The 13191-nt window shown below is 49.2% G+C and carries 10 protein-coding genes; 9 read left to right on the forward strand and 1 reads right to left on the reverse strand.

Annotation, left to right across the window (positions count from 1 at the left end):
• Positions 1-6: 6 nt before the first annotated feature.
• On the reverse strand, positions 7-477 hold the full coding sequence (locus LKD71_RS08665; protein WP_227615107.1) for a DUF6669 family protein: 471 nt from the start codon (positions 475-477) through the stop codon (positions 7-9).
• 201 nt (positions 478-678) lie between these two features.
• Between LKD71_RS08665 and LKD71_RS08670 the strand changes: the two genes are divergently transcribed.
• The 9 genes from LKD71_RS08670 to LKD71_RS08710 all read left to right on the forward strand — a co-directional run bounded on the left by LKD71_RS08670 (position 679) and on the right by LKD71_RS08710 (position 13175).
• Positions 679-1596 carry a PHP domain-containing protein gene (locus tag LKD71_RS08670; RefSeq protein WP_227615108.1) on the forward strand — a complete coding sequence of 306 codons (918 nt, stop codon included), beginning with the start codon at positions 679-681 and terminating at the stop codon, positions 1594-1596.
• 22 nt (positions 1597-1618) lie between these two features.
• Positions 1619-2404, forward strand: coding sequence for an endonuclease/exonuclease/phosphatase family protein (locus LKD71_RS08675; RefSeq protein WP_227615109.1), 786 nt, complete (start codon positions 1619-1621; stop codon positions 2402-2404).
• A 117-nt stretch (positions 2405-2521) separates the two neighbouring features.
• Positions 2522-3475, forward strand: coding sequence for an ABC transporter permease (locus LKD71_RS08680; protein WP_178047310.1), 954 nt, complete (start codon positions 2522-2524; stop codon positions 3473-3475).
• Between the two features lie 44 nt (positions 3476-3519).
• On the forward strand, positions 3520-5232 hold the full coding sequence (locus LKD71_RS08685) for an extracellular solute-binding protein (RefSeq protein WP_227615110.1): 1713 nt from the start codon (positions 3520-3522) through the stop codon (positions 5230-5232).
• An 83-nt stretch (positions 5233-5315) separates the two neighbouring features.
• Positions 5316-6218 carry a carbohydrate ABC transporter permease gene (locus LKD71_RS08690; protein ID WP_178047312.1) on the forward strand — a complete coding sequence of 301 codons (903 nt, stop codon included), beginning with the start codon at positions 5316-5318 and terminating at the stop codon, positions 6216-6218.
• Between the two features lie 158 nt (positions 6219-6376).
• Positions 6377-7315 carry a carbohydrate kinase family protein gene (locus LKD71_RS08695; RefSeq protein WP_178047313.1) on the forward strand — a complete coding sequence of 313 codons (939 nt, stop codon included), beginning with the start codon at positions 6377-6379 and terminating at the stop codon, positions 7313-7315.
• 28 nt (positions 7316-7343) lie between these two features.
• Complete coding sequence (locus LKD71_RS08700; RefSeq protein ID WP_178047314.1) at positions 7344-8702, forward strand: family 4 glycosyl hydrolase; 1359 nt, start codon at positions 7344-7346, stop codon at positions 8700-8702.
• 33 nt (positions 8703-8735) lie between these two features.
• Positions 8736-11849 carry an alpha-mannosidase gene (locus LKD71_RS08705; RefSeq protein ID WP_227615111.1) on the forward strand — a complete coding sequence of 1038 codons (3114 nt, stop codon included), beginning with the start codon at positions 8736-8738 and terminating at the stop codon, positions 11847-11849.
• 12 nt (positions 11850-11861) lie between these two features.
• Positions 11862-13175: a M17 family metallopeptidase gene (locus LKD71_RS08710; RefSeq protein WP_178047316.1), complete on the forward strand. Its 1314-nt coding sequence runs from the start codon at positions 11862-11864 to the stop codon at positions 13173-13175.
• Positions 13176-13191 lie beyond the last annotated feature (16 nt).

Here is a 13191-nt window from a genome sequence, read left to right on the forward strand (position 1 = left end):
TCCCCCTTAACGTGCGCGTACCGTCAGCTGATATTCGGTGTTGTTCAGCAGTACGGAAAATACCAGGATGGTTACTTTTAACACACCCTCGATGTCCGGCTGCGGAATGCAGCCTTCGGTGGCTTCCGTTGCAGTAAAATGCATATGCCTGGTTGTCAGCTGCCGGTGGATATTGCCGATGAAGGTATCGTTCAGGGTTGCCATGGTGTGAATCTCGGTTTTCATGCCATGATAGACCGCGTCTTCCCATTCTTCCGGGGTGCAGTCTTCGATTCCATATTCTTTTTTGCAATAGTCGAGCAGGTACTGTTTCAGCTCCGGTGTCACATCCTCAGAGCGGAAGTGCTGCGGTGCAAAAGAAAATTCAATATCCAGCTCGTCATACTTCTGATCCAGGCAGACCGTATAGGAAATCTGCCCGATAAAGTCTTTGCATAATTTTCCCTCTACATGGTAAATTGTTTTCAGTTCAGCCATAGTCTTCTCCATTTCCGTATTCTATAGTAAATGCATAATTCTTTTTCAGAATACGCAGACGAACTGGCAATGTCAATAGTCTGAAGAAAATCGTAGAAAAGTCCAGTTATTTTAAAAGTTATGTACATTATAGAGAAAAAACAGATTTGCTATAATGGGGGCAAATACAGTAAAAAACACACGAAAATAAAGGAGAGTCATATGGAAAAAAGAACCCTTTATAGAGAAGGAACATACAAAAAAGGAAATCTTCACACCCACACAACCTGGTCAGACGGGATGCATACGCCCAAAGAGACGGCGGAGCATTACCGCAGCCAGGGCTATGATTTTCTGGCACTGACGGATCACTGGGTTTACGGGATTCATCCGGAACTGAACAGGGATGATTTCCTGCTGTTTCCGGGAACGGAGTTGGATATCGAGTTGCCGGGAAGAAAAGATCACCATCTTGTGGGTTTTGGTCTGCCGGAGACGAACCGGATTCCGGAACATTATACCTTTGAGGAAGAGCGCAAAAACGGAGTGCTGACAACGGCAGAGCGTATCATCGAATATTTTGGGCAGAGAGGAAATGTCACCCTGTACGGCCATCCCTACTGGTCCAAGATCGATTCCACGGATATCAAATATCTGCAGGGCATGATCGGCATGGAAATCTACAACCACGGTTCTGAATTTTTCGGAAACAATGGCAATTCCGAGACGTATTTTGACCACTTTCTGTTTGTGAAAAATAAGATTTTCTGCTTTGCCACCGACGATGCCCACGATATCGGGAAACATGATCTGGGCGGCTTTATCATGGTAAAGACGAAAGAATTTACCCACAGAGGTATTCTGGAAGCGATCAAAGACGGAAGCTTCTATGCATCCTCCGGACCGCTGTTCCATGATTTCTATGTGGAGGAGGGAGTGGCTCATGTGACCTGCGAGCCCTGCCAGGATATTTATTTCCAGACGCCTCACAGGGGAGATCACCTGTTCAGCGATGAGGGAGACCGGCTGACAGAAGGAAGCTTTGCATTAAACGGGGATGAAGAGTATGTGAGAGTGACGATCAAAAACAGCAGAGGACAGAAGGCCTGGACCCAGCCGATCTGGCTGTGGCTGTTCTGAAGGAAGAAGAGGAGGAAAAAGGATGATAAAATTAGTGACCTTTAATATACGGTGTGATTATGACCAGGATGGAGCCAACAGTTTTCGCTTCCGGAAACCTGTGATTTTGAAGAAACTTGCCGAGGAAAAACCGGATGTGATCTGTTTTCAGGAAGTGCTTCCCCATGTGGCAGCATGGCTGAAAGAGAACCTGACGGAGTATACTGTAGTCGGTTGCGGAAGAAACGAGATCCTGGAAGACGAGCAGATGACCGTCGCTTTTCGTACCGACCGTCTGAACCTGATCAATATGGAAACCTTCTGGCTGTCCCCAACCCCCTATGTGCCGGCGAGCAGATATGAAGAACAGTCCATCTGCCCCCGGGTGTGTACAGAAGTCGTGCTGGAAGATCTTCAGGAAAAGAAAGTTTTCCGTCTGTGTGATATCCATCTGGATCATCTCGGCGTACAGGCCAGAACCCTGGGCCTCTCCCAGATCTTAAAGAAAATGGATGACGCAGTTTTGTTTGCCGGAGCACCGGTGATCCTTGCCGGTGATTTCAATGCAGAGCCGGACGGGGAAGAATTTGCCGTCATGAGAGAGCGGAAGGATTATGTGAACTATACCGAGGGCATAGGTGTCACCTACCATGGCTTCGAACCGGAAGACGAGCAGGAGCGAATCGATTACATCTATATCAGAGAAGCAAAAGAAGGATACCCGGGGCTTACCTGTACCAGCGTAAAGAAATGGACCGACCGGGACGGAGAAGTCTGGCTTTCCGATCATTATCCGATCTGCGGGGAACTGGAGTGGACAAATCTATAAAAAATAATGGACATTTTTTACAGCGTAGATTTGTCCACTGTGCAAAAAGAAATGTCCATTGTGAAAGAAGAGGCTGTTTTCTATAATGGCTTTATCAAAAAAAGAAGGAGGAAAGCTATGAAAGCAGCAAGTGTTGAGAAGGCTAAAAAATACAAGCCAAAGAAACAGCCGCTGGGCAAAAGACTGGTTCGTTACTGGCCGCTGTATGTGATGCTGCTTCCCTGTATCATCTACTATGCACTGATCTGTTATGTGCCGATGGCAGGTTCTGTTCTCGCCTTTAAGGATTATTCCTTTAAGAAGGGAATCTGGGGAAGCCCGTGGATCGGATTCAAGTATTTTGAAACGTTCTTTTCCAGTTACGATGCGCCGAGACTGATCCGCAATACACTGACGATTGGTATTATCAAGTGTATTCTGGAATTTCCGTTTGCTATCATACTTGCCCTTTTGCTGAATGAACTTCGCAGCATGAAGTTTAAGAAGATCTCGCAGACAATCAGCTATCTGCCGCATTTTCTCTCTTCTGTTATTATTGTAACCATGCTGCAGAGAATCCTGGCGCCGAACACCGGTGTACTGAATCAGGCAATTGCAGCACTGGGAGGAGATGGAAGTACATTCTTCCTGATGGATGCAAAATATTTCTACAGAATCCTGTTTTCCATGGATTTATGGAGAAATATCGGATGGGATTCCATCATGTATCTGGCAGCAATCAGTTCCGTAGACCTGACCTTATACGAGGCAGCAGAGATGGATGGCTGCGGAAAACTGAAAAAAATGTGGCATATCACACTGCCGGGAATCCGGGGAACGATCGGTCTTCTGTTTATCATGGGAGTAGGCGGACTGCTTTCTTCCGGTGTAGAACAGGTATGGCTGCTGCGTACACCTGGTAACATGTCTCTGGCTGATACCCTTGACGTATACGTCCTGCGTATGGGTATCCAGGGCGGGCAGTTTGGATATGCAACGGCGATCGGTCTGATCCAGGGTGTGGTAGGACTGGTGCTCGTTGTAGTCTGCAACCGGATCTGTAAAAAGGTCACGGAAGTCGGATTGTGGTAAAAAAGTAACCCGAAAACCAAACGTAATGTAAAAGGAGGAAACACATGAAAAAGAAAACAGCAAAACGCCTGATGGCAGCTTCCATGGCAGGAACGATGGCCATGACTATGCTTGCAGGATTCACCAGCTCAGCGGATGAGGCTTCTGACAAACCGGATACCTGGATTGCCGATCGTACGATCACCGTACAGGCCTATGTAGATGATATCGGAAATACGCTTCCGTCAGATTTCAATAACACGGAAACCATGAAAAAGATCACAGAGCTGACCGGTATCAAACTGGATGTAAGATATACCCCTGGTGACAGTGATTCCAAAGTTCTGGCTTCTCAGTTGGCTTCCGGAACGATCCCGGATGTGATCATTTCTTATCTGGACAACTCCACAAGACCGGAGTTCCCGCTGCTGTACAAAGCTGCAAAAGACGGAATGTTCGCTGATGTATCCGAGTACATGAAGAATGGTAAAGTATATTCCAAATATTATGAAGATGGCTATCTGCCGGATGATACCAAGAAAAACATCGTATTCCGTGATGACCTCGACGGCGTATATCTGTGGCAGCTGAATATTGATGAAATTGACCGTTCTCTGGAATATGATCCGGATGAAGAGTATGTAGGCGGTATGTACATCCAGAAATCCATCGCAGATGATCTGGGTATCGACCCCACAGCAATCAACACACAGGATGACTTCTATGATCTGCTGGTTAAGATCAAAGAAGGCGGTTACAAAGACGATAACGGAAATGACGTATATCCGTTAGGACCCAAATACTGGGGCGGCTCTGTAGACGCCGTAAAATACATCGCAGCCGGTTATGCCTGGGGCGTAAGCGATGACTACAACCTGGATGAAAACGGCGATGTAAAACATATCGCAGAGACCGATCATGTATATGATGAGATCAACTTTGTCAGAAAACTTCTGGATGAAGATCTGATGAACCCGGAGTTCTTCACTATGGACTCTACCCGTGCAGAAGAGGTTTCCAAAAACCATAACTCAGCCATTATCGCTGATGTACACAACTACGAAGAGATCGTTTACTCCAGTGAAGACTGGATTCCGTTAGGACCCCTGAATGATATCTCCGGTGACAACAAGGAAGTTGTTCGTGGAAAGAGCGGCCGTGGCTGTATGGCAATTTCCGCAGACGCAGAGAATCCGGAAGAGATCTTCCAGTTCTTTGACTGGCTGTCCACCAAAGAAGGACAGATTATCGCACAGTACGGTGCAGAAGGCGTATCCTACACCATGGAAGACGGATATCCGAGACTGACAGACGAAGTTGCTGAGAAACTGAACGCAGGCGATACCGATTATCTGATCAACACCATCGGCGCTGGCTTCGGTGGATCTGGAAACTACTTCTTCGAGTTTGTTCTGACCAACAAAAACAACAAAGATAACTTTGGCGAGTCCCGTCCGGGCGCATCTTCCGGAAACTCTGCTTTCGCAAGAAGCGTACAGATCGCAAAAGATTATCCGGTAGAGAAAAAACTGGTTTCCGGTCTGAATGCAACCGCATATATGTCTGTGGATGAACTTGCAGATGTGAAGATGCAGATGGATCTGCTTGACTGGGATGAGACCTTTGTACAGGCTTGCTTCGCAAAATCTGATGATGAAGTAAAATCTATTGTAGAATCTTTCCGTAATCAGCTGGCAGCAGCAGGTATTGACCGCTTTGAAGCATATGTGAAGAGCGTTTATGAGGAAGATCCGAATGCAGTAAATTTCTACGACTAAGATAAAGATCCTGCCTGCCTCCGGTGGCAGGCAGGGGAAAGAAAAGCGGATAAGTTACACTTACAGAAAGGATTGGGTACGCAATGCATAAAAAGAAGATAAAAGTCAATCCGGTAGACCAGGTACTTCAGGTTCTGATTTATCTGATCATTATTGCACTCTGTCTGATCATTCTGCTCCCCTGTCTGAACGTGGTGGCGTTGGCATTTAACGATGGCGCTGATGCAGCAAGAGGTGGCGTATGGTTCTGGCCGAGAGAGTTCACACTGGATAACTTCAAGGAAGTATTCAAGGATGGCAGTATCACAAGCGCTTATGTGGTCACGATCGCAAGAACAGTAATTGGAACATTTTTAAGTCTGATGGTAACAACAATGGCAGGCTTCGCACTGAAACAGGAAGACCTGCCGGGAAGAAAAATCATCACCATGCTGATCACCTTTACCATGTTGTTCGGCGGCGGTATGATTCCTACCTATATTCAGTACAAAAACCTGCATCTTCTGAACTCTTTCTGGGTTTATGTGGTGCCGAGTCTGGTAAGCGTTACTTATCTTCTGATGGTACGGACCTTCTTTGAAGGAATCCCGGACAGCCTGGAAGAGTCAGCCAAACTGGATGGCTGCGGATTTTTTCAGATCTATCTCAAGATCATGCTTCCGCTCAGTAAACCGGTAATCGCAGTCGTTGGACTGTATACCGCAGTAAATCACTGGAACGACTGGTTCGCAGGCGCATTCTATGTCAACGATACCAATCTGTGGCCGGTACAGACCGTTCTGCAGCAGATGTTGACAAAAGCAATGAGTTCACAGCAGGAAGTAACTTCTATTGCACAGGCACTGGCACACAACACGGTGTCCGTAACCTCTGATTCTCTGAAGATGGCAGCAGTCGTTGTTACAACCGTTCCGATTCTCTGTGTGTACCCCTTCGTACAGAAATACTTCGCACAGGGCGCAATGATCGGCGCAGTAAAAGGTTAAGTAAAATATAAAAAGGTTCTTTGCTTCGTTCAGCATTTGTATAGAGATGAATCTATGGGCGATGCGGAGAACCTTTTTCTATTATAAAAAATGAGATTGAAAATTACCGGTTCTTATAGAGAACAGCTGTGATAGATAAAAAATGGGAAGGAGAAAGTATGAGTACAAAAAAGTGGGATGTTTATGTATACGGCGATGTCAATATTGATATTGTGATCCCGGGTGTGGAGAAATTTCCAGAACCGGGGCAGGAGGACGAAGTTTCCGTGATGGAGACTTTTGTTGGCGGCGGAGCCGCCTTATTTACCCTGGGCGTTGGTAAGCTGGGACTTCGTCCGGTCTTTCAGGGAGAAGTCGGAGATGACTGCTACGGTGAACTGATCCGGAGCAAGTTCCGGGAAAGTCATGTGGACGATTCCCTGCTGGCGGTGAGCAAAGAGTTAAAGACGGGAATTTCCCTGAGTTTTACGAACGAGAAAGACCGTTCGTTTTTAACCTACCGGGGAACCAATGAAAAGATCAGCATTTCCAACGTAGATTTAGAAAAAGTAAAGGAGGCCGCCCATATCCATGTGACCGGCTATATGGGCTCCATCAATCACAACGAATATCTGGAACTCTTGAAGAAGATCAGGACAGAGACCCAGGCCAGCGTATCCTTTGATGTCGGCTGGGACTCCACCGGAGAGTGGAAACCGGAGATCCGGGATCTCTTCCCCTACATTGACGTCCTGTTTATGAATGAGACAGAGGCAGAACATTACGGAAGAAAAGAAAGCGCGGAGGAAGCCGCCCGGGAATTTGCCCGGACAGCAGGCATGGCCGTTATCAAAATGGGAAAGAAAGGCTCCATCGCAGTGAAGGACGGAACGCTCTATCAGGCAGCACCCTACACCGTGGAGGCAGTAGACACGACAGGAGCTGGAGATTCCTTTAATGCCGGTTTCGTCTATGGTTTCCTGCGGGGCAAAACCATGGAAGAATGTCTGAAATGCGGAAACGGATGCGGAGCCCTCTCCGTAACCGCCCTGGGCGGCAATACCGGATTCCCGACAGAAGAAAAACTGGAAGCCTTTATCAGAAGCTACGAGGCATAAAAAGAGAGAGAATAAGGAGGAAAAAACCATGAAAATCGCAGTTATCGGAGGAGCAGGGGTACGCACCGTCATCTTTATCAACGGACTTTTAAAGAGATACAAAAAACTTCACATCGACGAGGTGGTACTGTACGATATCCAGGAAGAAAAACAGAGAATCATCGAAAAGTTATGCAAGCATGTCGTGGAGAGAAACCACGAAGAACTGAAAGTATGGGCGGTATCTGATCCGGTGGAAGCCATCACGGGTGCAGATTACATTGTAACCACGCTGCGTGTGGGCGGAGATCATTCCCGGGTGGTAGATGAGACGATCGCTCTGGATCTGGGTGTGATCGGACAGGAGACGACCGGCGTCGGCGGATTTTCCATGGCAGTCCGTACGATTCCGGTTCTGATCGAATACTGTGAACTGATCAAAAAATATGCGCCGGACGCATGGATCTTCAACTTCACCAACCCCTCCGGTCTGGTCACTCAGGCATTGCGGAGCGCCGGATACGATAAGATTATCGGAATCTGTGATGCACCGAGCAGCACCAAGTTCCGTATGGCCCGTGATCTGGGTGTGGAAGAAGACGATCTGTATGTGGAATTTTTCGGCTTAAATCATCTCTCCTGGATTCGCAGCGTGAAGAAAAAAGGCGAGGAAATCTTACCGGAGCTGCTGGCAGATGATGCTTTCCTGCAGGGGGTACAGGAATTTTCCATGTTTGATCCGGAACTGCTTCGTTCCATCGGCTTCCTGCCGAACGAATATCTCTACTACTATTATCACCGGGAAAAAGCCCTGGAAAACATCCAAAAATCAGGTGCAACCAGAGGAAAGACCATTGAGGACGTCAATATCCATATGATGGAGGAGCTAAAAACTATGGACATCGATGCGGATCCGGAGGGCGCACTGCAGATCTTCCTATATTATATGCAGGTTCGTGAGAACTCCTACATGAGCATCGAGTCCGGGCTGGCGAAACGGCCGCTGCTGGAGAAAGGTCAGCTGGAGGTACCGGATGGCATGGGATATGCAGGCGTTATGCTGGACTGCATCGAGGGCATGCAGAGTGAAAAAGGAAAATACCTGGTTCTGTCCGTGGAAAACAACGGAAGCATTCCGGGACTGGCAGATGAAGACGTGATTGAGACCACCTGCCTGGTATCGAAGGATGGCATCCAGCCGGTGAAAGTAAAAGAAGTACCGGAACACTGCTATCTCCTGATCCGTCTCATCAAGATGTACGAGAAACTGACCGTAGAGGCCGTGAAGAATCATTCCAAAGGAACCGCTGTGCAGGCGCTGATGCTGCATCCACTGGTAAATTCCTATTCTCTGGCCAAACAGCTGGTAAATAAATACGACGAAGTATACGGTGGAATCTTTCACTAAAACCGTGAGATAAAGGACAGGGAGGACAAAGAAATGCCATTTGATTTTCATAACCGTGACAGAATCGATCATCTCCTGGAAGAGATCGAAGAGCTGCGCTACAAAGACAGGAGGGATCTGTCCGGCTTCTGCTTCTGGGAGGACGACGGAACCATCGGCAACCGGGAGCCACAGGGGGAAGGCCTGCCGGTGGAACTGGGCTTTCGCTGGAAAGGCTGGGACCGCTACAACTGGCTGACCGTGACCGCAGAGATTCCGGATGCATGGAAGGGACAGGATATTCTGGCGCTCTTTGATTTCGGAGCCAGAGTGGGCAGCGGCAATAACGGCGACCCGGAAAGCCTCTTATATATCAACGGAAAGACCTATCAGGCTGTGGACGGCAACCACCATGAAGTATTTCTGGATGTGGAAAAAGAAGGCTATACCCAGGAGATGAAGTTCCGTCTCTGGTCCGGTTTGAGCGGCGGCGGAGTGCCGGTGGAGAACGTGATGGAGCTTCAGCAGGCCCAGCTTGCCATTCTGGACCATCCCTGCGACGATCTCTACTATCTGGCAAAAGCAGCCCTTGAGACCTACGATCTGCTTCCGGCGAATCATGAGTACAAAGAATGGCTTCTGAACTGTCTGGTGAGATGCTTTACGAAGGTTGATTTTACCGAACCGGGCAGTGAAGCCTTCTATGAGAGCGTGAAAGAGGCATGGAACTATCTGGATGGGCAGATGCAGGGTCAGGGAAAACCGGATATCAACGTCAGCCTGATCGGTCATACCCACATCGACGTGGCCTGGCTCTGGAGACTACGCCATACCAGAGAAAAAGTAGCCCGCTCCTTCTCCACAGTAAACCGTCTGATGGAGAAATATCCGGAATACCTGTTTTTGCAGACCCAGCCCCAGCTTTATGATTTTCTCAAAGAGGATTACCCCGATGTGTACGAGCATATCAAAGAGCGTGTAAAGGAAGGCAAATGGGAACCCGCAGGTGCGATGTGGTTAGAGTGCGACTGCAACATCGCTTCCGGCGAATCCATCATCCGCCAGATTCTGGTGGGAAAAAATTTCTTCCGGAAAGAATTTAACTATGAGAGCGAATATCTGTGGCTGCCGGACGTCTTCGGCTATTCCTGGGCTCTGCCCCAGATCCTGAAAAAATCAGGTGTCGATACCTTCATGACCACCAAGATCAGCTGGAACGACACGAACCGTCTGCCCTACGACACTTTCCGCTGGAGAGGCATGGACGGAACGGAAGTGACGGCTCATTTTGTGACCACGACCGATCCGGGAGAGGATTATTACACCTATAACGGCAATACCAGTCCCCAGGCGATTCGCGGCGTATGGGAGCAGTATAAGAACAAAGATACCAACAAAGATCTGCTGGTTTCCTTCGGCTTCGGTGACGGAGGCGGTGGCCCGACCAGAACACAGATCAAACAGGCCCAGATGGCAGACAGGATCCCGGGACTTCCCCATGTGAAGATGGAGAAACCGACGGACTATTTCCGGCGTCTGAACGAGACGATGAAGGAAAATCCGATGGACGGCTATATTCCGGTATGGGACGGAGAGTTATACCTGGAATTTCACCGCGGAACCTATACCTCCCAGGGATATAATAAGAAAATGAACCGCCGGATGGAATACCGGCTGCGCAACGTGGAGATGGAAGCCATGCTGGCCCAGGTAATCAAGGGCGTTCCCTACGATTATGAGCGCATCCTGAAAGCATGGAAGATCGTTCTCTGCCATCAGTTCCACGATATTCTGCCGGGTTCTTCGATTAAGGAAGTCTATGAGGACAGCCATGTGGAGTACGGCCGCGCTATCGCACTGCTGGAGGAAGTCTGCGAAGCGGTGGAAGCTGCCCTGTACGAGCCCAAAGAAGGCGTCTATACTGTATTTAATAATTCCAACTGGGCGAGAAGCGGGGAAGCCTGGATTCCGATGAGCGAGGACGAAGTAAGGACTTACGCAGGCGGACGCGTTCTGGACGCAGAGGGAGAAGAAGTCAAGTCGGTATGGGAAAAAGACGGTGTCCGAATCTGGACCAAAGAGATCCCCTCCTTTGCTTTTGCCTCCTTCCGTGTGGAAGCCGGAGCGCGGGAAACAGAGAAAGAGACCATCGAGACCTCTTCCATCGAGACCCCCTATTATCAGATTGCCTGGAATGAAGCCGGCCAGCTGACACGGATCTTTGATAAAAAGGCCGGAAGAGAAGTCCTTCCGGAAGGAAAATGTGCGAATGAATTGCAGGTATTTGAGGACAAACCGCGGTGCTTTGATGCCTGGGAGCTGGAGCCGACCATTGATCTCAAAAAAGAGATTGTAGAGGACTGCACCGGTGTGAAAGTCCGTCAGGATGCCATCGGCTGGCAGGTAGACTTTACCTGGAAGTATCACAAATCAGAGATCCGCCAGACCATGTGCCTCTATGAAGAAAATCCGCGGATTGACTTTAAGACCGAGGTGGACTGGCAGGAGCGCCAGAAGCTCTTAAAGACCAGTTTCCCGGTGGATGTGCGCGCGGTGGATGCCAGATTTGATATTCAGGATGGAAATATCCGCCGTCCGATCACGAGAAATACCAGCTGGGAGGCTGCCAAATTTGAAGTGGCTGCTCATAAGTGGGTGGATCTGTGGGAGACCGGATACGGTATGGCTGTGCTGAATGACTGCAAATACGGTCATGACATCAAAGAAGACACGATCCGCCTGACTCTGTTAAAATCCGCGGTGGAACCGGATTATACTGCAGATCTCGGAACCCATAGCTTTACCTATGCGATCCTGCCCCACAGCTGTGAATGGTACGAGGCAGGCATCGAGCAGAGCGCTTTCGCGTTAAACAATCCGCTGACTGCAGTGAAAGGCAAAGCCGCACTGGGACAGGAAAGCTGGCTCTCCTTCGATCAGGACAACCTGGTTGTGGATGCATGGAAGAGGGAGGAAAATGGCAGCCGTGTGATCCTGCGTTTTCACGAGTTCCAGGGCAGACGCGGGGAAGTTACCCTTCATACCCGTCTGGCTGTGAAACAGTGGTGTGAGTGTAACCTGATGGAAGAGCCGGAAGCATTCAAAACCGGTGAGATTCGTGTGACACTGAAACCGTATGAAATCAAGACATTAATGTTTGAAATATAGGATGTGGATAAGATGAAAATCAGATGGACGAAGCAGGCAGAAGGAGAAGAAACAGAAGTTTTCCTGGAGAAAGGAACGGCGATGCCGGAAACTTTCCAGAAACTTGGAAAAAAACGGGGCGGCGACTGCCGGATTTCAGTAAAAAAAGAAGGCTTTTCCGAAGAGGAATGGACTAAGATGCTGTGCAATGGGGTGTGCAGCCTGTATGACGGGGCCTATCAGTTTTCCAAAAGCGGATTAAAGAGCCTGGGAAAACAGAGCGTATACGAAAACAGGGATTCCCTGAGCGATTACGGGGACAACTGCTATACGTTTGTACTGGAAGGTACAGAGCAGGAAATAGCAGCGCTGGAGCGCGGGGAAGCACTGGGACGCTGCAAGGGCTATGCCCGGACCCTTGGAAATCTGCCGAATAACTACTTACATACCGAAGATATGGCCTCTTATGCCGGGACGCTGGCGAAAGAGCTTAAAATCAGCTGTGAAACCTATGGAGACCAGAAGCTGGAAGAGCTTGGCTGCGGCGGTCTTCTGGCAGTCAATCAGGGAAGCAGGCGAGAGGCTGCCATGGTGGTTCTTCGCTATGAAGGCGCACCGGGAACTGACTGGACGGCACTGGTCGGCAAGGGACTGATGTTTGATGCAGGCGGCTATCATCTGAAGTCGATTGACGGTATGAAGGGAATGAAATATGATATGTGCGGGGCAGCAGAAATGCTGGAGATGATGGAATATCTTGTCACCCGGAAGGTCAGGAAAAATGTGATGGCCGTACTGATGCTCGCAGAAAATGTGATCAATTCGGATGCGGTAAAGATGGGGGATGTGATCACGACCCTGGCAGGAAAGACCGTGGAAGTCTACAACACCGATGCGGAAGGACGGCTGGTTTTATGTGACGGCATCACCTTTGCACAGCGGATGGGGGCTCGGACCGTCATCGACCTTGCCACACTGACCTATTCGGCCCAGAGTGCTCTGGGAGATCAGGTGGTAGCCCTCTTCGGAAATGACCGGGAGGCGCTTCGCACCTGGAAAGAGACGGCGGAAGTGACCGGAGAACATTTCTGGCAGCTGCCGATGGGACCGATCTATCACAAAATGATCGAGTGGTCGATCTGCGCGGACTTTGCCAATTATGCGCCGGGAAGAGGGGCTGGAGCCAGCGTGGCGGCCTGCTTCCTGGAAAACTTTGTGGAAGAAGGAACCCGGTGGATTCACCTCGATATGGTGGGACCGTCGGTGGTACGAAAAGAGACCGATGAGATGGCAGAGGGGGCCAGCGGAGCCTGCATGAGCACCCTGGCGGCTTATCTCACAAGATAAAGAGACAGGAGAGAAG

It is taken from the genome of Fusicatenibacter faecihominis (genome assembly GCF_020686945.1).
In the GTDB taxonomy this organism is placed as follows: Bacteria; Bacillota; Clostridia; order Lachnospirales; family Lachnospiraceae; genus Limivivens; species Limivivens faecihominis.